23 protein-coding genes and 3 pseudogenes are annotated in these 20,730 nt (G+C 53.6%); 9 read left to right on the forward strand and 17 right to left on the reverse strand.

The features are described from left to right. Positions 1 to 2: 2 nt before the first annotated feature. From DW937_RS00100 to DW937_RS14665, 6 genes are all read right to left on the reverse strand, one after another. A complete protein-coding gene (locus DW937_RS00100; RefSeq protein ID WP_120119682.1) occupies positions 3 to 1,385 on the reverse strand; it encodes an MFS transporter in 1,383 nt (460 codons plus the stop codon). A 33-nt stretch (positions 1,386 to 1,418) separates the two neighbouring features. After that, positions 1,419 to 1,811: a VOC family protein gene (locus DW937_RS00105; RefSeq protein ID WP_117476342.1), complete on the reverse strand. Its 393-nt coding sequence runs from the start codon at positions 1,809 to 1,811 to the stop codon at positions 1,419 to 1,421. Next, on the reverse strand, positions 1,808 to 2,869 hold the full coding sequence (locus DW937_RS00110; RefSeq protein WP_117476341.1) for an NAD(P)-dependent alcohol dehydrogenase: 1,062 nt from the start codon (positions 2,867 to 2,869) through the stop codon (positions 1,808 to 1,810). The genes DW937_RS00105 and DW937_RS00110 overlap by 4 nt, the downstream gene beginning before the upstream one ends. A 197-nt stretch (positions 2,870 to 3,066) precedes the next feature. After that, a complete protein-coding gene (locus DW937_RS00115; protein WP_120119684.1) occupies positions 3,067 to 4,194 on the reverse strand; it encodes an ROK family transcriptional regulator in 1,128 nt (375 codons plus the stop codon). 214 nt (positions 4,195 to 4,408) lie between these two features. Further along, positions 4,409 to 4,657, reverse strand: coding sequence for a DUF6061 family protein (locus tag DW937_RS00120; RefSeq protein ID WP_120119686.1), 249 nt, complete (start codon positions 4,655 to 4,657; stop codon positions 4,409 to 4,411). Between the two features lie 28 nt (positions 4,658 to 4,685). After that, the gene (locus DW937_RS14665; protein WP_133300943.1) at positions 4,686 to 5,153 is read right to left on the reverse strand and encodes a hypothetical protein; all 468 of its coding nucleotides are present in this window, start codon (positions 5,151 to 5,153) and stop codon (positions 4,686 to 4,688) included. 79 nt (positions 5,154 to 5,232) lie between these two features. On the opposite strand from DW937_RS14665, the gene DW937_RS00125 reads away from it, so the two are divergent. Further along, positions 5,233 to 5,484, forward strand: coding sequence for a DUF6061 family protein (locus DW937_RS00125; RefSeq protein ID WP_120119688.1), 252 nt, complete (start codon positions 5,233 to 5,235; stop codon positions 5,482 to 5,484). Positions 5,485 to 5,581: 97 nt separating this feature from the next. On the opposite strand, the gene DW937_RS00130 is transcribed toward DW937_RS00125, so the two are convergent. Next, positions 5,582 to 7,219, reverse strand: a complete 1,638-nt coding sequence (locus DW937_RS00130; protein ID WP_243111387.1) for a recombinase family protein — start codon at positions 7,217 to 7,219, stop codon at positions 5,582 to 5,584. Positions 7,220 to 7,302: 83 nt separating this feature from the next. Next, positions 7,303 to 7,767 (reverse strand): hypothetical protein, encoded by a 465-nt coding sequence (locus DW937_RS00135; protein ID WP_120119691.1) that lies wholly within the window; start codon positions 7,765 to 7,767, stop codon positions 7,303 to 7,305. 441 nt (positions 7,768 to 8,208) lie between these two features. Between DW937_RS00135 and DW937_RS00140 the strand changes: the two genes are divergently transcribed. Further along, positions 8,209 to 8,664, forward strand: a complete 456-nt coding sequence (locus DW937_RS00140; RefSeq protein WP_120119693.1) for a DUF3592 domain-containing protein — start codon at positions 8,209 to 8,211, stop codon at positions 8,662 to 8,664. A gap of 183 nt (positions 8,665 to 8,847) precedes the next feature. Here DW937_RS00140 and DW937_RS15005 read toward each other — a convergent pair whose 3' ends face one another. The 4 genes and pseudogenes from DW937_RS15005 to DW937_RS14760 all read right to left on the reverse strand — a co-directional run bounded on the left by DW937_RS15005 (position 8,848) and on the right by DW937_RS14760 (position 10,461). Then, positions 8,848 to 9,180: a transposase gene (locus DW937_RS15005; RefSeq protein ID WP_243111388.1), complete on the reverse strand. Its 333-nt coding sequence runs from the start codon at positions 9,178 to 9,180 to the stop codon at positions 8,848 to 8,850. Between the two features lie 136 nt (positions 9,181 to 9,316). Continuing rightward, positions 9,317 to 9,664, reverse strand: a complete 348-nt coding sequence (locus DW937_RS00150) for a hypothetical protein (protein WP_242959400.1) — start codon at positions 9,662 to 9,664, stop codon at positions 9,317 to 9,319. Then, positions 9,663 to 9,800, reverse strand: a pseudogene (locus DW937_RS15450) (mobilization protein); the annotation flags it as partial. The gene DW937_RS00150 and the pseudogene DW937_RS15450, both read right to left, overlap by 2 nt. 334 nt (positions 9,801 to 10,134) lie before the next feature. Next, positions 10,135 to 10,461, reverse strand: a complete 327-nt coding sequence (locus DW937_RS14760; protein ID WP_165852844.1) for a hypothetical protein — start codon at positions 10,459 to 10,461, stop codon at positions 10,135 to 10,137. A 230-nt stretch (positions 10,462 to 10,691) separates the two neighbouring features. Between DW937_RS14760 and DW937_RS00165 the strand changes: the two are divergent. Further along, positions 10,692 to 10,892, forward strand: a pseudogene (locus tag DW937_RS00165) (hypothetical protein); the annotation flags it as partial. 68 nt (positions 10,893 to 10,960) lie between these two features. On the opposite strand, the gene DW937_RS00170 reads toward DW937_RS00165, so the two are convergent. From DW937_RS00170 to DW937_RS00190, 5 genes are all read right to left on the reverse strand, one after another. Beyond that, a complete protein-coding gene (locus DW937_RS00170) occupies positions 10,961 to 11,860 on the reverse strand; it encodes a 4Fe-4S binding protein (protein ID WP_120119694.1) in 900 nt (299 codons plus the stop codon). Continuing rightward, positions 11,857 to 12,321 (reverse strand): FMN-binding protein, encoded by a 465-nt coding sequence (locus DW937_RS00175; protein WP_120119696.1) that lies wholly within the window; start codon positions 12,319 to 12,321, stop codon positions 11,857 to 11,859. The genes DW937_RS00170 and DW937_RS00175 overlap by 4 nt, the downstream gene beginning before the upstream one ends. Next, a complete protein-coding gene (locus tag DW937_RS00180) occupies positions 12,318 to 13,427 on the reverse strand; it encodes an FMN-binding protein (protein ID WP_120119698.1) in 1,110 nt (369 codons plus the stop codon). Before DW937_RS00180 ends, DW937_RS00175 begins: the two co-directional genes overlap by 4 nt. A gap of 77 nt (positions 13,428 to 13,504) precedes the next feature. After that, on the reverse strand, positions 13,505 to 14,821 hold the full coding sequence (locus DW937_RS00185) for a penicillin-binding Tp47 domain C-containing protein (RefSeq protein WP_120119700.1): 1,317 nt from the start codon (positions 14,819 to 14,821) through the stop codon (positions 13,505 to 13,507). A gap of 365 nt (positions 14,822 to 15,186) precedes the next feature. After that, positions 15,187 to 16,023, reverse strand: coding sequence for a hypothetical protein (locus tag DW937_RS00190; protein WP_120119701.1), 837 nt, complete (start codon positions 16,021 to 16,023; stop codon positions 15,187 to 15,189). Between the two features lie 361 nt (positions 16,024 to 16,384). Here DW937_RS00190 and DW937_RS00195 point away from each other — a divergent pair, with 361 nt between their 5' ends. From DW937_RS00195 to DW937_RS00215, 6 genes and pseudogenes are all read left to right on the forward strand, one after another. Beyond that, a complete protein-coding gene (locus DW937_RS00195) occupies positions 16,385 to 17,167 on the forward strand; it encodes a ZIP family metal transporter (RefSeq protein ID WP_120119702.1) in 783 nt (260 codons plus the stop codon). A gap of 213 nt (positions 17,168 to 17,380) precedes the next feature. Further along, on the forward strand, positions 17,381 to 17,992 hold the full coding sequence (locus DW937_RS00200; RefSeq protein ID WP_120119703.1) for a class I SAM-dependent methyltransferase: 612 nt from the start codon (positions 17,381 to 17,383) through the stop codon (positions 17,990 to 17,992). A 132-nt stretch (positions 17,993 to 18,124) separates the two neighbouring features. Next, the gene (locus DW937_RS00205; protein WP_120119705.1) at positions 18,125 to 18,967 is read left to right on the forward strand and encodes a class I SAM-dependent methyltransferase; all 843 of its coding nucleotides are present in this window, start codon (positions 18,125 to 18,127) and stop codon (positions 18,965 to 18,967) included. Continuing rightward, a complete protein-coding gene (locus tag DW937_RS00210; protein ID WP_120119708.1) occupies positions 18,964 to 19,602 on the forward strand; it encodes an L-2-amino-thiazoline-4-carboxylic acid hydrolase in 639 nt (212 codons plus the stop codon). Before DW937_RS00205 ends, DW937_RS00210 begins: the two co-directional genes overlap by 4 nt. A gap of 108 nt (positions 19,603 to 19,710) precedes the next feature. Continuing rightward, a complete protein-coding gene (locus DW937_RS15110; RefSeq protein ID WP_243111389.1) occupies positions 19,711 to 20,091 on the forward strand; it encodes a hypothetical protein in 381 nt (126 codons plus the stop codon). Then, positions 19,980 to 20,603 (forward strand): annotated as a pseudogene (locus tag DW937_RS00215) (ATP-binding cassette domain-containing protein); the annotation flags it as partial. The gene DW937_RS15110 and the pseudogene DW937_RS00215, both read left to right, overlap by 112 nt. Between the last annotated feature and the right edge of the window lie 127 nt (positions 20,604 to 20,730).

A 20,730-nucleotide genomic window follows, 5' to 3' on the forward strand; every position in this document is an offset into this window, starting at 1 on the left:
CCTCAACCTGCTTTTTTAGCGTTCAGTTCGGACATAATCTGGTTATACGAACGCTTACTGATTCGGTAGAAGAACAGGACAATCGCTGTTACCAGCCACAGCGCACCGGGAAGCAGCGAGAATGCATAGTGCATCGCATTCTGCACGGCAGCATTCTGCACCTGATTGGGGGCAAAACTCAATGCACTCAGCACACCAGCCAGCGCAGAGGTGCCAATCGCCATGCCCAGCTTGTTCCCCAGTGAAACGAATGCGTACTGGAAACCATCGTTGCGGACACCGGTTTTCCACTCGCCATACTCCACGCAGTCGGGAACGATGGCGTAGATGGCGGTATTGAATCCGCAGAAGAAGAACTGGGACAGTGCAGCGAATGTATAGAACGGAATGGGAGAAGAAACTGCACTGAAGAAATAGAGCGCAATCAGGGAAACGCCGGTTCCGGCAGCGAAAAGGGAAGCAGTGTGCCCTTTGTTGCCTAGCTTTTCAAACACGAAGGGGAATGCCGCAGCACCCAGAATGGAGGGAACGATCAGGATCATCGAGTAGATGGTAAACAGATTCTCGTTGCCTTCCACATATTTGAAGTAATAGAGCAGGTCGGCATTGCGGCCATACAGCGTCACACCGAACAGGAACTGACCCGCCAGTGCAATCAGGTAGGGCTTGTTCTGAAGCACTGCATCCAACTGCTTTTTCAGTGAGACTTTTTTCCGCTCCGGGGGCTGGACGACCTCTTTGGTTTTGGCAAAACAGAACCAGTGACAGAGGGTGAAGATACCGCCGTAAAGGACGGTCACCAGAAGATATCCCCGTGCTGCATTATCACCGCCAAAAGCAGAGATCAAAGGCAGGGTGATGATGTTGATGATATTGATGGCGATCATGGCACAGACGGAGCGGGAGGTGTTGATTTTCGCACGCTCCTCGATGTTCTGGGTCAGGGTGCCGCAGAGCGTACCATAAGGGATGTTCACGCAAGTATAGCCCAGAACCAGTACACAGTAAGTAATGTACATATACAGGCTCTTGGCACTGTCTGACCATGCGGGGTGCGCCCAGAACGTCAGCACGAGCACCACAGCAGTTGCCGGTGCGCCGAACAGCAGCCATGGACGGTAGCGTCCCCAGCGGGAACGGGTGCGGTCGCTCAGCGAACCGATCACGGGGTCATTGATGGCATCCCAGAAGCGGGAGACCAGCATCAGGAGGGACACTGCCGCCATGCTGATGCCGCAGACATCGGTGTAAAAAATCATCAAGAAGTTGCCAACGAACATCCAGCTGAAGTTGCAGCCCACATCGCCCATGCCGTAAGCGATTTTACTGATCAGAGGGACTTTGATGTTCGTATCCTGCTGTTTCGGCTCTGCTGTGTAACTCATACGGCGCGCTCCTTTCTCCTCTTGACGCGATGCTTATAATTTCTGGCAGAACTCTATTCTCTCTTTATTCGGGCCTTCGACCATGAAAAAGCGCACACCGTTTTCCCAGAACGGCAGTGACTGGATGCTGGAATGCAGCAGGTGCATCCCTGCCTCTTTTGCTGCAGCAAAGGCGGCTTCGATATCGGTCGTTGCCAGAGCTACATGGTCGATTGCTCCGGCCTTTTCCGCCGCACGATGGTTTTCATAGGTTTCGATCATCAGATCGCCAAGCTGAAGAAACGCAACGCGCTCCCCGGCGGCTTTGTTTACCGTTTCCAGCGCAGAAACAAACCCCAGCTTCTTGTAAAATGCAATGGTCTTGTCGAGATCATTTGTCGGGATGCCAATGTGCGCCACACCGGTCAGAACCTGCGGAAAACTCATACCTTCGTTGCCTCCGCAATCTTCACCACTGCTTTGACGATGTTGGCCTTGTCCGAAATGCTCTTGTCCATGGCATTCTGGATGTCGTCAAAGTCAAAGATGTTGGTCACAATGCCCTTCAGGTTGATTTTGCCGGAAGCAACGGCATCGATCGCCATGGGGTAAATGTGGCGATAACGGAACACGGTCTTGAAGGTCAGTTCCTTGTCCAGTGCAAGGCTCATAGGCAGGGTCATCTCGCCGGATTTGGAGTAACCGACCAGAACGATGTTTGCACCCTTCTGCGCCATCTCAATGGCCTGGCGGGTAGTGATTTCTGTACCAGCAGTCTCGATAACGAGGTCGCAGCCCAGACCATCGGTCAGGTCGAGAATCGTTTGGACGGCATCCTTTTCGCGGCTGTTGATCACACCGTCTGCACCCAGTTCAAGAGCCTTATCCAGACGCTTCTGCATGATATCCACAACGTAAACACGGGAAACACCCTCGGCTTTCAGCGCCATCATGGAGACCAGACCAATGCAGCCTGCACCCATGACCACCGCAGTCTGACCGGCATGAGCACCGCCCTGATTGGCTGCGTGGAAACCAACAGCCAGAGGCTCGATCAGCGCACCTTCCATGGTGCTTACGTTGTCCGGCAGCTTGAAGCAGAGGTTTGCTTCATGGGCCACATACTCCTGAAAAACACCGTCTACCGGCGGAGTAGCGAAGAACACGACATCCGGGCAGAGGTTGTATTTGCCCTCACGGCAGAACTTGCAGTGACCGCAGGTCTTGCCCGGCTCCAGCGCAACGCGGTCGCCGACTTTCAGATGCTTGACAGCACTGCCAACTTCCACGACTGTGCCGCCCGGCTCGTGGCCCAGCACGAACGGCGGCTTGACTACATAATTGCCGATCGCACCCGTTTCATAGTAGTGCATATCGCTGCCGCAGATGCCAACGTATTCCAGCTTGACCAGAACTTCGTCCTCTTTGGGTGTGGGGATCGGGCGGGTGGTGTAGCCCATCTTGCCGATGCCGTTCATGACTGCAACTTTCATTGTGCCTTTCATAAGATGACCTCCGTTTTTGTTTGTTTATTAACTTTTATAAAGTGTTTATGAATGTGACTACAAATTAGCACACCGCACAACCAAAGTCAAGCCCTTTTTCGCGGATTCGGAGAACTGCACAAGGAAAAAGCGGCGGAATTGTGCAAAAAATCGAGGACGGCAGGTGCCGTCCTCGATGGGAAGCTCGATGGGAAGGTTTATAGGTTCTGAATGAAGGCTTCGATATGGAGCAGAGCGGCTCCCAGCGCAGAGGCTTCCAGCTTATAGCGGCTGAACTTCAGGTAGGAACTGTCCGGCTCAAACGTATTACGCTCGACCAGCATTTCCCGGAGCGGTTCGCCAAACTCTGCCAGAAATCCGCCAACGTAGCCGCCAACAATTACATCACAGTCGAAGGTCATGCGCAGATTATTGACTGCTACAGCAAGGTAAGAAAGGTATTCATTCCATGCCGTTTGCAAAGCTGCATCGCCAGAGCGCAACCCATCAAAGAATAGTGCAAGATTTCCGTCAGTCAGTCGGGAGAGGACTTTTGCAGAGCAATAGGCATCCAGACAGCCCTTTTTTCCGCAGTAGCAGGGGCGGCCATCGGGAACGAGCGTGTTATGCCCGAACTCTCCGGCACGAAGATGGTCGCCGCCATAGAGCGCTCCACCGGTCAGAATCGCACCACCGACACTGTTGCTCAGAGAAAGGTAGACAAGGCTGCGGGGAGATTCGAGGTCGCGCACTTCAGCAAGTCCGGCAGCGTTCGCGTCATTGATGAACCGGCAGGAGAACGGGATGTAACGGCTGAATTCTTCGGTAGGAACATTCCGCAGACCCAAGGCATGAGAGTAAACCAATGTCTGCCCCTCTTTGTCCAGAATACCGGGCAGCGAAATGCCGACACCCAGAATTTTTTCCACCGGATAGCCCTCTTTTTCGATCAGCCCCTGCACGATTCCGGCAAGCATTTCCGCATAGGTGTCCGACCGCTCATAAAGACGCTTTTTACGCTCATAGCGGAGAAGGTTACCGGACAGATCGACCAGAACTGCTCCGACATGATTCTGGGTAATCTCCAGTCCGACCGCAAGTCTGGCATCCCGTACAGGAGCGAATGCTCTCGCCTTGCGCCCGCCGGTGGATTCAAAGGTGCCGACCTCCTGCACTAGTCCCATCGCCATCAGTTCTTTGACATTCTGCAATACGGTCGGCCAGCTGTTGTTGACTTTTGCCGCAAGCTCCGGCTGCGAGATTCGGTCGCAGGAAAAAATGCTGCGAATCGTTCGGATGCGGTTGATTTTTTTAACATCGCGGTTATTTGCTCCGCTGCCGGTCATAGGATGATTCACCTCCAAGAGCGGGTTTTACATTTGAAAGAAGATTTATAAAGTTCTTTCTTATTATAGAGAATCTGGCTAGATTCTGCAAGGGAAACATTTACGAATAAAAAAGCGTTAGCCGAAAAGAGCGAGTTGCTTATGGATAAGAAGCGATGCCCACCAGCTTATGGCAAACCATAGGTCGGTGAGCATCGTGTTCTTTAGGGGGCGCTTAATCTTCCAGTCTGCCGTGCTCACAGCCAAGCGAGAGATAGTGTTCCATCTCGCCACTCAGCACAAGCTGTGCATATTCCAGTGGTTTGTTGTACAGCAGCCAGTCTAGTTCTGCCCGCTGTGCAGGGGTGTTGCCGTACTCGTCCTCGATGGCGATGCAGTCGATGGCAACGGCAGAGCTATCAGCGAACTGGGCTTCTACCCGGTTGGTGTCCATGTTGTAGCGGCAGGAAAGCAATTTGTTCATGGTAAAACTCCTTTTATATAAGGCGGTGTCAGTTCGATTGTCCATATCCCTGCCAAGAATCAAATTGTTGATGTACATTTGATGTGTGGTATAAATTGGTGATATAGAGTGTGCCTTTCGCCGGATGAAACAGACCTGTTTTCACCCCATTGCATAAAAATCCGATACCTGTTTTAAGGTGCTGATTTTGGCTCTGCACATTTTTGCACACTTTTTGCACACCGGAACGGCTGGATAACAGATGCAAGAGGGGATAACAGGTGCAAAGAATGCAGCAGATGCAAAACACAAATTTGCGATAAAACGATAAAAACAACGAAGCTGCGTAATTGTCGAAATCGACGATTGTTGCACGTTGATTTCTCTTAATCAGTGGGCCCAGGGTTCGAGTCCCTGGAGGTGCACCACAACAACAAAATCCGAACTTTTTTCCGATAGGAGAAGGGTTCGGATTTTTTGTATTCTTCGGAAAACAGAACGAATCCCTTGCTTCCATCGAAAAACGTCCTAGACCTTATCACAAAAAAGCACGACAGACCACTGTAAGAGTGCCGTAAGGTAGAAAGGACACGAGTATGAAGTACGATGCAAGAGTTTGCAAATTCAACATGGACACCGGCTGCGTGGAGCTGCTGCTCCGGGATGGGAGAATGATCTCCATCGACTGCACCGGGGTCGAGGATGCGCTGGATATGACCATGTCGCAGAAATCAGAGTTGGATTATCTCATCTACAATGACCCGCTGGCGTATGCAGAGCTGATTCTAAATGAGGATCCGAAGGAATATCTGAGGAAAGCAGCTGGGAGTCACGGGTTAGAAGATTAAGTGTAAAACAAAAAACAGGGTGCGCCCACCAGCAGAGTTCCCATAAAACAGTATTTGCAAAAGTTCCCTAAATGGGGAAGATTTGGCGTGACTTCGGTCATGCCTTTTCTTTTGCTTCCAGTTCATCCAGAGGGATGTACCCCAGCCCATCGTACTTGATATGGATGTGCTGCACCCGCTTTCCGCTGGACTTATCCGGGGCATCCACATAGATAGCCGACACCAGTTCACGGAGAACATAGGGGGTGAGTTCTTCAATATGGACGTACTTGTGCGCTTTCTGGACGAACTTTTCAATATTCTCGATTTGCTGTTCCTGTACTTCGATTTCCTGTTGGATAGAGAGGACGTCCTCTTCCAGCTGCTTCTGCTCGGCATCGTAACTCTGGCTCATCATGTCGAAGCGGGCATCGCTCAGCTTTCCACTGGCGTTGTCCTCGTAGATTTTCATGAACAGCCGTTTGAAATCTGCGATTCGCTTCTCATTTCGGGCAAGCTGCTTCTTCAGGACAGTTAGCTTTTCGCTGCTTTCCACCCGAAGCTGTTCCTCCATGACCTTGCGAAAGTAGTCTTCATGGCAAAGGATGTAGTCTGTCACCTGCTGGATATGGTTCAGCACACGGCCTTCCAGAACCTTTACCCGGATGAAGTGTCCCTTGCACCTGCTCCCGTTCTTCTTGTGCAGAGAGCAATCAAAGAAGTCTTGACTGAAGTCCCTGTTATTGGACGAACCATATTGCATCTTGGAACCGCAGTCAGCACAGTAGACTATACCGGAGAAAATGCTGCTCTTGCCTGTCCGGGTCATGCGGTGACGCTGATTACGAATCTCCTGAACCTTTTCAAACACATCATCGTCGATAATGCGCTCATGTGTGTCCGAGAAGATAGCCTGATTTTTCACAGGATTCAGATGTTTCTTTTTATCCCAGATAGAGTTAGTATAGGTCTTGAAGTTGACTGTGCAGCCAGTGTACTCCCGGCGTTCCAGAATCAAACTTACTGCTCTTTTATCCCAGCGATAAGGGTCTTCCGGGGCAGGTGCGTTTGTACTCCGGCCATGGCTCAACTTGTAGGCGGTAGGAGTCAGAACTTTGTCCACCCACAGTTGGTTGGCAATTTGGGTCGGACCACGGCCTTCCATGCACATGGAGAAGATGCGCTTCACGACCGCAGCCGCTTCCGGATCAACAAGCCAATGTTTCGGGTTTTCCGGGTCTTTCACATAGCCGTACGGCACATTGACCGTCAGCGGTACTCCACGCTCTCCCTTGGCCTTCTGAACGGCCCGAATCTTGCGGCTGGTATCGCGGGCGTAAAACTCGTTGAACCAGTTCTTAATGCCTGCAAAATCGTTGTTTACGCTGTTCGGGTCAATGGTGTCGTAGTTGTCGTTAATCGCAATGTAGCGAACGCCATACTGGGGAAAGGTAAAGTTGGTGTACAGACCAGTCAAGGCGGAATTGCGCCCCAGTCGGGACAAATCCTTCGTGATGACGATTCCTATATGTCCCGCTTCGATCTCGGTCAGCATACTCTGGAAGCCGGGACGGTCATAGTTCGTGCCAGAGTAGCCATCATCCACAAAGAACACCGGGTTCGGGAAGTAGTTCTTTTTGGCGTATTCCAGAAGGATGGCCTTCTGGTTCTCAATGGACAGTCTTTCGCCGAGCCGTGCGTCCTCTTGCGACAGTCGGCAGTAAAGTGCGGTGATTTTATTCGTTGCTCCAGACATTGTTGTGTCCTCCTTACTCTGTGGAGCAACTGTCGGTACAGGATTGGTTACCGGGTCAAGTATAGCAGAATTGGACGCAGTTGTCATTCGTCTGCACCCTCATCTTCAAATTTTTGCTGGGCGTTTTTGGCAACAATGCGCTCCAGCTTCTTCAAAAAGGATTCCTTGCCCTCATAGCTGCCGGTCACGGTGTAGGTGGTGTGACCGACTTTCTCCGTGGTGGTCAGTTCAGGAATCCAGAATGCAGACAGGTTCTTGACATGGAGATTGCCGTTCTCATCTACATAGGAGCCGTGCTTCTTCTGCTCTTCGGTCAAGGGCTGCCGCTTGAAATAGATTTCATTTTCGGAGATGCTCACGGTTTCGCTGGCTTGCTCCTTCGGGGTATCGTCATACAGCTGTGCGAAAAATGCCAATGCATCTTCGGGTGGTTCTTCCTTCATGAGTTGCTCGAAAACTCGCTGTTCCTCTGCCGAGAGGTTGTTCCATGCAGCTTCCAATTCCTGCTCATTGGCTGCATTGACAAAGGCATCAATTTCTTTCTTCATGCTGCGACCTCCTCTGACTTCCAAAATGATAACATTTGCGGAAAATTGAAAAGTAGATTTTTCAAAAGTATGCGAATTTGCTCAGAGCAAGAATCGTCCCGTGGCCACAAATTTTCAATTCTTGAAAATGTTGTGCTCCTCCGGGACTACACTTCTGCAACGCCCCTGCGTTTCCAAAGTGCTTCTTGTTGGGGCGTGCCTGCCCCAAACCCTGCCGAGTAACAATAAAGTTCATAATTGTTCCGTGGACTGAGTATAACACATCCTTCGACGATACACTACTCCTCTTTTTGCAAAAATCCAATTATCTTCGGTGATCTGTCGTGAGATGCAATTATTTCATGTCGTTTCACCAATCACTTGACTTGGTTTGAAAAAACACAGAGCATATGATACAATAGAACAAATAATGTTGTCTACTGAGAAAGGAAGTGTCTCTCCATGAAAAAAATCCATAAGTTCTTTTCTAAAGATTTGCTCCATATTCTTGGTGCTGTTGGGATTTTTGTTGCTTTTCTGATTTCTATCGCCTATAAGCAAGTTGGAATCGGGGCACTCATAGCTGCGTGGCTTATTGCTATCGCAATTATCGGGGTAGCATGGATTACAGACGTCCGCAAAGCAGACCTGCTGAAAAACGGAAAGATTGTTTCCGGAAAAGTTAATGCAGTAAAAAGGGTTCACATAAAATTCCACATGAGTACCTATCACTTTGCTGATGAAGATGTAATTTATCCTTGGGTGATTCGGTACCAATATAAGATTGGAAAAGACACTTATTATGGACAGTCCCATTGGTTTTGGTTCAACCCTCTCGTGAGCAAGGGAACACCTATAAAGGTGACTATTGACCCTCAAAACCCAGAAAGAAGCATTGTTGCTGCATGGGAAAGTTAATAGATTGTTTCTTTCCTCTATGATGACGGAAATTCCAAAGGAGCACAATCTCCTTTGGCACACGACTTTGGTACAAAGTCTAGTGTGTTACACCTTTCCAGAGGTGTACACGCTCCTGAAATGCAAAAAGCCCCATACCCAACACCTTGACGGTGCGGACATGGGACTTGATGCTTCCTCGGCCTAGCCGGGTACTCGTAACCAATCCTGACAGGCAGTTGCCGTGTCATTTCTCGAAAACTGTTTTACGAATACCCAGCACCCGGACGCACCCTGCCAAAAGCCACAGACAACAGCGATATGTACAGCAGGGCGTTCCCTGTCGGGAACGCTCTGTTTTTCTTTGCTGGGGATATGATGAGCCTGTTCCGCCTGCCACGCGGCGAACTCCCGTTGGCCTTCCTCACTGTTCCAGCAGGCAAGGATGGCCGGGTAGAATGCTCGTGCCAGACGGTCGATGACTTCATCGGGATAGGGGGAAGTGTTTGTGGACTTTTTCTTTTTGTTCAAACGCACGCTCCTTTGATCGTCCCACCGCAGCAAAGCCGGGCGAGAAAATCAAAGTTCCATTTTTATCAGGCGCAAGGGCGCAGAAGTTTTCTGCCCTGCACTTGCGGCTGGTGGCTCGTTGATGTCTTACAAGTGCCTGTCGTTATGCGACTTTTTCGTCGTTCAGCAGTTCTTCAAACTGTGCCATATATGCCTTATGCTGTTTCAGAATCTTCGTGATTTCCACTTTCACATAGGCATCATCAGGCACCTTGGGGAGATACTTCATCAGGAAATCAACATCCTGCTGGATTCGCCGGACGGCAGCTTCCAGTGCAGAATAGTTGATTCCGTAGATGCGTTTCTGCGGAGCAGAGCGGTCCTCCGGGTGCAGAATCTCGTGCACGATCTGCTTGCGGTTCGGAAAATCTGCCCTGGCAAGACGGTGCATATCGGCATCACGGACTTTGAACTGCCCGGACAGGATCTTCTCTTTCGTACCGGGCATCATTTAGGAGTTTGCAAGTGAGTTCCAGTGACGCTTTTTCCTCCGCTGTCACACGGAACTTGATGATGTGCGTTTTGTTGTTCGGCGTGTCGTGGTGCTGAAAATTGCTAGGAATCGGTTGAACATTCGTTTTGGTCATTGTACCTCCTGTCTGTTCGATAACTCCTCGGTGAAGCTATGTAAGCACGACACGCCGTTGCTGTTCGCACCGTCAGGTGCGAACCATGAGCAGGGTTTGGGGTGGGACCGCGTTTGCGAAGCGCAGCGCAGCAATGAAAGCCCCAGTGGGGCTTTTAAGCGGCAGCGCGGTCTGCGATAGCAGATGGAGGGGCGTTGCCCCGACAAGCGCTACCCCAACAAGATCACTTCGGAAATGCAGATGCATTGAAGAAGTGAAGTCCCGGATGGGCAGGAAATTTTCAAGAATTGAAAATTTGTGGCCACGGGACGGTTCTTGCCCTCTACCGCTGCGCTCAAAACGCATTTTCAACAAATGTTTCCAAATTGTTAAGACGCAAAAAATAAGTAGCGGGGCTCTGCTCATGTAATGGGGCCACCGTTTGCTCCGAACGAAGTTCCTGCCCCTGTTTGTGCAGCGGCGTTGACTGGAAAGCCGGTATCACGTTCGGGCGGCTCATGAAATTTTCAAGGTGCAATCTTCCCCGGAAAAGAAAAATACCGCCCACGCAGCGCAGCGATGATTTTGTCGGGTGAATCGGCGGCAAAATGAATCGGGTGTGTTGCGGGGCGGTTGATCTTTCAGGGATAATCCACGGAGAGGCCGTGTTCAAAATGAACACGACCGCATCTTGTGGAGAGATTCAGGTTACTCCACAAAATCAGTGGAATTTACAAGAAAAATACCACGGTATGTAGATTGCGTCAAGAGGATTTTGAAAAATTCGTTATGCAAAATCGAAAAAAGTACGACGCATTCAATCTTTCTGCTACCTTTATAGGCTGCGTTTGCGAATTTCCGCAAGTGAGCATGACCAAAATGATTCTCCGTATCAAGCTGCCACTAACAATGTTAAAAGCCATTGCCAACGCCCTGCAAAAGCGGGTGGGCAGCAATTACCGCTTTGTGCCCGGCTTCAACTCAGCGCTCATCCTTCTGGGCGCACTGGGCATCCTGCCCCCGGCTACCAGTGCTATGCTGCATAACCTTTCCACCCTTGGCATCAGCCTGCGCAGCATGACAGACCTGTTGGAGCAGAAGCATTCCCTGTAAAAATGACAAATCGTCCAAGCCAAAAGGAGGCTGCTGCACAAATGTTGTGCGGCGGCCTCCTTTTTGGTTCAGATAAACCGGCAGAAACCCAGCCAACAGCCCAGCAGGAAGAAGAGCAGCGCCTTACCCAGCACCGGCAGCCACAGGTGCTTGCACAAGGCTATATCCCACCGGTGGATGTTCTGTTTAGGGCAGGTGCCCACGCAGGCTTCACAGGCGATGCATTCCCCGCTGCGCAGGCTGCTTTCCTCCAGCTTCAGGCACACCGGGCACTGCTGCTTGCAGGCATTGCACCCCGGGATGCAGCTATCGCTCTGCCGGTGCAGCCGCGCAAAGGGCAGCACCGGCAGCAGGGCGAACACCGCTCCCATAGGGCAGAGGAACTGACAAAAGAACCGAGGCTGCACTGCCATGCCCAGCAAAATGAGCACAAACAGCGCAATGCCCACGCCGAAGCCCTCCGGCGGCAGACGCAGAGCTGTCAGGCGGGAAAACACCTCCCACGGGCTTGCGCCGGTCAGCAGCTTTTCCTGCCGGGTCACATACAGCGCCACCAGCCCCGCCAGCAGCAGATATTTGACCTTCTGCCCCCAAAGCACCGCCCGCTCCGGCAGACGGAGTGGCTTTTTGCGGTGGAACAGCTTTTTCTGGATAAGCCCGGACAGTGCCCAGACGGCATCACCCAAGCTGCCAAAGGCGCAGGCGTATCCGCAGAAAAAACGGTCGAACAGCAAAGTGAAGCCGCACAGCCCCAGCAGAGAAAGCGTGAAGCTGTCCGCTGTGAGCACCTCGCCCGCACCGATGTGCAGAAAGATCTGCTTTACCCCGGAAAACCCGGCCACGAACGCGCCCGGCATGGACACAAAGAAGAACAACTGCACCCCGGTGCGCAGCCATATACGGCGCTTTTTGTCCCGCTGACGCTGCTGCGCCACTGTCAAAGGCTTTGCCTGTGTTTTTTCCATCATCCTGCCGCCTTTCCCAGTGCGTCCTCGACTGCACCGATGAGACCTTCTGCCGTGAGGGTAGCGCCGGAAACGGTATCCACCCCGGCAGACTGTACTGACAGCATCTCGTCCAGCAAAGGCAGCGCCTGCTTATAGTAGGGCTTATCCTCGCCGGAGGCATCCAGCACCGCAATATCGGTCATTTTTCCGTTCTGGATGGTCACCGACACCCGGATGACATCGCCAAAACCAAAGGCGCTGCCCTCATAGGTGCCGTCCCGGTAGCCGCTTTGAGTCTGCTCTGCCTGCGCTGCGCTCTGCGCCTGCAAAACGGAAGCGTTGTAGGCTTCCACCTCAGCGATCTCCTGCTTGCGCTGGCTCACCGCTGCTGCCCGGACCAGCGCCACCTGCTGGTATTGCCATAGTACCCCCAGAATCAGCAGCAGGTTCACCGCCCGGAGAAGAAAATTCTTGTATTTCATTCCACTGCTCCTTCCGTTTCAGGTTCGGCTTCGGTCTCTTCCGGCGGCAGTACCGCTTCGGGTGCCGGCAGCACTTCCTCAGAAGATGCCGGTTCCGGTTCAGAGGATGCCGGTGCATCTGCCGGGAAAAGCTGCTGCCATATTTCTTTGAGCCATGCGGGAACGACGCTCTTTTCTTCCGGCTGCACCACCTCCACGGTGGGCGCAGCGACCGGCGTTTCCTCGGATCCTTCTGCTTCAGATGGTGCCGCGGCTTCTGCCGCTTCTTCCGATGCTGCCTGCTCCGGGGCGGCGTCCTCTGCCGGAGCAACAGCCGCCTTTGCCAGTGCCAGCTTGACCGCGTTCAGGATGCCGGTGGAGGAGTAGGTCGCGCCGGAAACGGCATCCACGTTGGGACTCTGCCCTTCCAGAATGGCAGGGATGACCTGTTTTGCCCGGAAGAGATATTTCTCCTCATCCTCGGCGCTCAGAAGAGTGATATCGGTGATCTTATCCTCTGCCACCGTGACCTGCACCGTGATCTCGCCCTCAAAACCCATGGCCTCGGCGGTGTAGATGCCGTCAAGGTAGGTAGAGGGCGCGGTAAATTCCTCCACCACCAGCGGTGCGGCGGGCTTTGGCTGCGGCGGCAGGGGGTTGTTGACTACCTCGCCGGTCAGGGCGTTCTGCACCGCACCCAGAATGCCCCGGCTGGTATAGGTGGCCTCGGAAACGGCATCCACCTCCCAGCTCTGGGCTTCCACCACGGTGGTCAAAAGCCGCTTGGCGCGCCGCAGAAACTGCTTTGTCTCGTGGGAAGCGTCCAATATCTCGACCTCCGTGATGCTGCCGTTTTCCATGGTGACCTGCACCCGGACGGCACCGCCGTAGCCCCGGGAAGAGCCGACGTAAATTCCATCGGCATAGGGCAGCTTGGGCAGTACTTCTTCCTCCGCTTCGGAGGAAGCGGCTTCTGACGGCTGCTCCACCACAGCCGTCAGTCTTTCCGGCACGGCGGCCAGCACCGGCACGGTGCGGGGCAGGGCAAAAAGCACGGCTGCTGCTGCCGCCACCGCCGGGAGCAGCTGCACCAGCGGCAGCAGCGCATTGCATCGTTTTTTGTTCATTCCATCTTCTCCTGACACGGAAAAGCAAGGCCGCCTGCTTCAAGCGACCTTGCCGTTTTGTACTGTATTTTGCTGGATCAGGCAGCCTTCAGGTTCTGCACAGCATCGGTCAGGTGGGTCACCTGTTCCAGTGCAGCAGCCTTATACAGGGTATCCCGGCTCAGCAGTTCCATGCTTTCGGCGAGCTCAGTCTCCAGATCAGCGTAGCTGGCTGCGGTGTAAGCGGCCTTTGCCTTGCTCTGTGCCGTGGCGACCACAGCCTGCAGGGCGGCGCGGTCTGCATCGCTTGCCAGCTCGTGCTTGGCAAGGTTCTCGGCAGTGGTCTGGAACTTCACCACCGTGTCGGCATAGCCCAGTGCGCGGATAGTGATAGTCCAGTAGCCGGTGCCATCGGTACCCTCCGGCAGCTGGCAGCGGGCGGAATCGCTCAGACCCATCTGGATGCCCATGGACTTGTGCATCCAGTTGTCGGCTGCAAACTTAGTGCCGTAGGAGGCCTTGGCGTGGGTATAGGTGCTGTCATCGCCGTAGTAGGTCCACACCACAGACTGCATCCGGGAGCCCAGCTCGCCGTAATTGCCGTTCAGATCCACACGGATGAACTCGCCAAAGCTGCCTACATCGCTGCCGCTGCGCAGGTTCACGGTAAGACCATCAGCAGCCTTCTGGGCGGCTTCTGCCACGCCGGAACCGGTGCCGGTATGTGCGGCAGAGAAAGTGTAGCCATCGCCGCTCTTGGTTGCGTACTTCAGGCCGTTGGTGTTTTCGTCCACCGTAGCCGTCAGGGTATAGGCGGTCAGTTCCTTTTCAGAGTAGCCACCCACCAGCTGACCGCCGTTTTCCACCACGGTGTACTTGGAGCAGAAATCTGCAAGGTCGCTGGTGGCCACGCGCACCGGCACATACTTGGTGCCCAGCACCTCGTAGTGATCCATCTGCACGGTAGAACCGTCGGCCTTGGTAATGGTGCCCCGGTTCCAGCCCACGGTGGTGCCATCGGCCAGATAGATGGTCTTGCCATCGTCCGACCAGTGGGAAACGGTGTAGCTGCTGCCGTCCTTGGCGTAGATCACAGCAGTGCTCTGGAAGCTGCCGCGGTGCAGGCCGTGGTTGACGGTAGCGCGGGAGACTGCATCAAATGCGCCAAGGTCGTGCTCCTCGTGGCTGTCCAGCTGTGCAGAGGCGGCAGCGTTGCCGGCAGCATAGACCTTCTCGTTTGCCCAGTACTCATCCCAAGTCAGGGCAGCATAGAGGTAGGTGTACTTTTCGCCCAGCAGAAAATCGAAAAAGCCGTTCTCCTCCTCGGCGGGGGCTGCTGCAAAGGCGGTAGCGGTCAACAGACTGAACGCCATAGCCGCCGACAGCAGCAGGGAAAGAAATTTCTTCAGTTTCATGAAAAATTCTCCTTTCATCGCAATGGCAGAAAATTGCGGCCATATAGTTAGCTCAGTCTAACATTTCGCTCAAAGAAAAACCTGCGGGGCGAGGCCCCTCAGATGGTTAGACTTGGCTAATTGACGAAACCTAAAATAGCACTCCTGTAGAGCCTTGTCAAGAAAAAGCGGGGATGTTTATGGAGGCTAATTTTTCGGCAGAAGGTGCCGACATCAGGATGAAGTTTGCTGGTTCCGGCCATGGAGCTGGACTGCGGCTGCGGCGGCGGGGCGAACATCAAAACAGAGAAAAGAAAGGCCGCCTGTTTCAAGCGACCTTGCCGTTTTGTACTGTATTTTGCTGGATCAGGCAGTTTTCCGCAGCCTCACAGTGCCACGCTGACCGGCAGGACATACACACCGTCGGCGGCGTAGAAGGTGATCTGAGTAATCGTCTTGCCGATGATGGATGCAAAGTAAGGATCATCGGCATTGAGGCCCAGCTTGGTACCATGCCAGATGTTGGCCACATGACGCAGGCCGTACTCACTGCCATCGGCGGTGGTCAGAACTACGCCGTAGACCTTGTTGGCCTTGTAGTCCAGATCAAAACCGGAGATTTTCATCTCGTAGGTGGCGTGGTGACCGTTGGTATTCAGTTCCACAGTGGTACCCTCTACGGTGGTCTCGGCGGCGCGGACCTTGCCGAACTCCCACTTGCCGCTCAGCAGGTCATACCAGGCGGTAATGTAGCAGGCAGGGGTCTCACTGAGCTTGTAGTAAGCGTAGCTCTCGTTCTCAAACAGGGCATCCACACCGGTATAGGTGGTAGTGGATTCCTTGCCCTTCAGGGTAACGGTGATGTCGCAACTGTCGGCATCGGTGACCTGCTTTGCATTCTTCAGCGCCCACGGGGTCAGTACCTTGACCGGGAAGGAAACACCGGTGATGTCGGTGCCGTCCGCGTTGACATGGTAGGAACCGGCAGCAAGCTTGCCTGCACGGGTCTTGTTTTTGGTGGCGCTGGTAACAGCATCGATCTCAGATGCGTTGTCCACACCGGCAGCTTTGTAGAAATCGGCGTAAGGGATGTTCATCTGGACATAGCTGGAGGACAGGCAGTTCTCCTGCTCCACCTCTTCCGCAGCGAAGGCCGGGACTGCCACAGCGCACACCAGCATAGCAGCAGCAAGTGCACCTGCAAATACTTTTTTCAATCTCATTGTAACACACCTCAATCACTGGTTTGAAAATATATGGTTAGCTTAGCCTAACATTTCGCGCAAAGAAAAACCCGCGGGGCGAGACCCCTCAGATGGTTAGAATAAGCTAATTACTGGAAATTAAAATAGCACGTCCACGGGGTGTTGTCAAGAAAAAGCGGGGATGTTTATGAAGGTTAATTTTTTGGCAGAAGGTGCCGCAAAGCCCTTGGGCAACACCGCACAATTCCCGCCTGACGGCTTGAGCACCGTTCCGGCGGCTGTGGCGCTTAGAATTATGCGGGATTGCCCTTGACCTTTTTGCCGGAGCGCAGTATACTTTTTATGTGGTTAGTTATATTTAACCACAAGGAGGTTCGACATGATACAAGACGCATTCTGGGGGATCCTGATCCCCTTTCTGGGCACAAGTCTTGGGGCAGGCTGTGTATTCTTTTCGAAAAAGTCCCTGAGCGACGGCATCCAGCGTGCCCTCACCGGCTTTGCAGCCGGGGTCATGGTGGCGGCATCGGTTTGGAGTTTGCTGATCCCGGCCATGGAGCAGGCTGCAGATCTGGGCAGGCTGGCATTTTTCCCGGCGGCGGTGGGTTTCTGGCTTGGGATCCTGTTTTTACTGCTGCTGGATCATCTCATCCCCCATCTGCACCAGAACAGTTTGCAGGCCGAAGGCCCCAAAAGCCAGCTCCAGCGCACCACCATGATGGTTCTGGCGGTGACGCTGCACAACATCCCGGAGGGCATGGCAGTGGGCGTAGTCTATGCCGGATATCTTGCCGGGACCGCTCAGATCACTGCCGCCGGGGCGCTGGCGCTTTCCCTTGGCATTGCCATCCAGAACTTTCCGGAGGGTGCCATCATCTCCATGCCCCTGCGGGCGGAAGGAATGAAAAAGGGCCGGGCGTTCTGGGGCGGCGTACTGTCCGGCATCGTAGAGCCTATCGGGGCAGTGCTGACGATTCTGGCGGCAGGCATCGTGGTGCCCGCTTTGCCCTATCTGCTCAGCTTTGCCGCCGGAGCCATGCTGTATGTTGTGGTGGAGGAGCTGATCCCGGAAATGTCACAGGGACAGCACTCCAACGTTGGCACCGTGTTTTTTGCGGTAGGCTTCAGCGTGATGATGGTGCTGGATGTGGCACTGGGGTGACGGCTGGGGGTCTTGAAAACGAAATCTATTTCGGAATCTCCGAAAATACCTGAACTTCTTGACAGCGACAACAGCAGGGCGTATTATTTTGGCAGAAGGGCCGCTGAGATGCGGCTTTTTATAGAACAAAAAGTTAGCTTTTACTAACTACAGCGCGAGGAACTGCGTGAAAAGCATTGCATTGTGAACTGTAAATAGAAAGAGGGTGGCGTTATGTCCTTTTTTGAAAACACCCGCAAGCCCGTAGGTCTTGGCGGGAAGATCATGGTTGCCATGATGAACTTTGGCCACAGCGCAATGGCAGCGTGGGGGCTGCGTTTTTTGCAGCCTGCCCCGGATGCCAGGGTGCTGGACTGCGGCTGCGGTGGCGGGGCGAACATCAAAACGCTGTTGAAACTGTGCCCTAAAGGCAAGGTGCAGGGCATCGATTATTCGGCTGTCAGCGTAGAAAAAGCGCGTAAGGTCAATGCGGGCGCCATTGCGGCAGGACGGTGTACCGTGCAGCAGGCAAGTGTGGCAGAACTGCCGTTTGGATCGGAGCAGTTTGAGGTAGTGACCGCCTTTGAAACGGTCTATTTCTGGCCGGAACTTGTGCAGAATTTCGGAGAGGTCTATCGGGTGCTGAAACCCGGCGGGGTCTTTTTCATCTGCAATGAAGCAAACGGCGAAACCGCAAAAGACGACAAATGGACACAGATCATCAATGGCATGACCATCTACACGGATACTGCCCTGAAAGCATATCTGGAGCAAGCAGGCTTCTGTAAGATTCAGAGCCACAAAAATAAAAAGGGCTGGCTGTGCGTTACGGCGCAAAAGCGGTGAAACAGTGTAAGGAGGACGAAGCATAGGACGAAAAGAAGCGATCCGCAGTGCCTATCGTACGGTAGGCATGGCAGTCATAGCGGCGGTGCTGTCGGCAATGATGACTATTTTTCTTTACTTAGAGAGGAACCTATGAAATACAAAATCGAGAAAAACACCGTGCAGGAGACGCTGATCCTCCCGCTGTATTCCCGGAAGCTGTGTACGGAGCTGTACCCGAACCTTTACCGGGATGAAACCGCGGTTCGTCTGCTCGACCAGATCGACTACGATTTTTCAGGGGCGGAGAAAAGCTCCCGCAGTCTGATGCAGCGGTTCGGTGCGCTGGAGGTGGCCATGCGGCAGAACGACCTTACCTTTGAGGTGCAGGCGTACCTGAAAACGCACCCCTGTGCGGCGGTAGTCAACCTGGGCTGCGGGCTGGACAACACCGGCAGAGCCTGCGACAACGGCAGCTGCAAGATCTACAATCTGGATTTCCCGGATGTGATTGCCTTGCGGCAGCAGCTGCTGCCCGCCGGGGAGCGGGAGCAAAACATTCCCTGCGACCTGAAAGACCCCGCATGGTTTGGCAGAATCGATGCCTCCGGCGGGGCGGTGTTCTTTGCCTCCGGGGTGTTCTATTACTTCCCGACCCAGCAGGTCCGGGAACTGGTGCGGGGGATGGCGGACGCTTTTCCCGGCGGGGTGCTGGTCTTTGATGCCGCCAACCGCACGGCGGTGAAGATGATCGCAAAAACATGGCTCAAGACTGCAAAGATCAAGGATGTGGGGGCATATTTCGCGGTTTCGGATGCCAAAAGCGAGCTTTCCCCATGGGACAGCCGCCTGCAGGTGTCCAGCCGGGGCTATATGCTGGGTTACTGCGACCTGAAAGACCCTTCCGTCAGCGGCTTTTTCCGCTTCCTCGCAAGGGCCGGGGACAACGGGATGAAAATGCAGATCGTGAAGATCGGATTTGGAGGCAGACAATGAAGTATGCAGGGATGCCCATGGGGATGTGGGCGCTGTTTGCAGGCTCCTTCCAAAAGCAGCTGACGGCGGTGCTGGGCTATGATGCAGCCACCGCAAAGCAGATCACCAAAACCGCCAAGCCGAAATACAAAGAAATCCTCACCAAATTGCCGGAGTTTGAAAAGGCCGACCGCTTCCAATTGAACATCATTGGCTGCGCCATGCTGGGGGCGTTCGTTCTCTGTATGCCGAAGCGGCCGGATACAGAGGCGCTGACGGTATACTATGAGAACGCTCAGATGACGCCGCTGATGAAGTGGTTCTGCCGCAGGAGCGGAAAAAGCAAGTTTACCGCAAAGGACATTGCCAGCATGAAGGCAACCGCCGATCTGAAAGCCGCCGACCGCAACCCTTACTCGTGGAATATGGACTTTTATGAGTATCCCGACGGCAGCGGCTACGAGGGACGCTTTACGAAATGCGGCATCTGTACGCTGATGCAGAAGCTTGGGCTTTATGACCTGACACCCGCTTTGTGCCATCTGGACTACACCATGAGCGAAGCGGGCGGCGTGACGAACTTTGTGCGGCAGTACACCCTTGCCTCCGGCGGACCCTACTGCGACTGCGGGTACAAAAAGAAGAAAAATAAATAGGAGGAGCGCGGGGTGCTGCGGGGTGATTTATGAGAAAAAAGCACGCTGCGTATCTCGCAGGTTGACAGAGATTTTGACATGATATGTTTTTTTGAAGGAGGTTCTTTCGTGAAAAAACAGTCCGATCTATCCCGGCTGATGGGTTACGCCGGGAACTGCCGATATTTCACCTACGCTTCGTGGGTGCTGTCTGCGGCCAGTGCGCTGGTGGCGCTGGTGCCTTTTGTGTACATCTGGAAGATCCTGCGGGATGTGCTGAACGCCGCGCCAAACTATGCGCAGGCGGTGAACATCCCTTATTACGGCTGGATGGCAGTGTTATTTGCAGTGTTGTCTTACCTTGTTTACATTGCGGCGCTGATGTGCTCCCACCTGTCGGCGGCAAGACCACCGTTTCCCGACTGGCGGCACGGTTCTGGGACTACCAGAAGGGCAGCATCACCGTGGGCGGCATGGAGATTTCCCGAATCGACCCGGAAAAGCTCATGAGCCTGTATTCCATCGTGTTTCAGGATGTGACGCTGTTTGACAACACGATCCTCGAAAACATCCGTCTGGGGCGCAAGGGCGCGACCGACGAGGAGGTCCTTGCGGCGGCAAAGCTGGCAAACTGCGAGGAATTTGCCGAAAAGCTGCCGGATAAGTGGAACACCAACATCGGCGAGAATGGCTGCGTCCTTTCCGGCGGCGAGCGTCAGCGCATTTCCATTGCCCGCGCCTTCCTAAAGAATGCGCCCATCATTCTGTTGGACGAAGCCACCGCCAGCTTGGATGTGGAGAACGAAACTGCCATTCAGGAGGCACTGTCCCGACTCATTAAAAACAAAACCGTCCTCATCATCGCCCACCGGATGCGCACCGTAGCTGGTGCGGATCAGGTGGTGGTGCTGTCGGGCGGCATCGTGGCCGAGCAGGGCAGCCCGGCAGAGCTGTACGCCCGGAAGGGACTGTACACCCACATGGTGGATCTGCAGTCGGCAAGCCAGAACTGGACGATTTGAGAATGAGGGCGGCTTTTATTTGGGAAAAAGTCTTGCATTCAGTTAAAAACTGTGGTATATACATTATACGAAACACTATTTTGAAAGAACGCTCCACCGTTCAATGATGTATAAATGGGAGGTGCCT

This window comes from Faecalibacterium sp. AM43-5AT, from assembly GCF_003603345.1.
Lineage (GTDB): Bacteria > Bacillota > Clostridia > Oscillospirales > Ruminococcaceae > Faecalibacterium > Faecalibacterium taiwanense.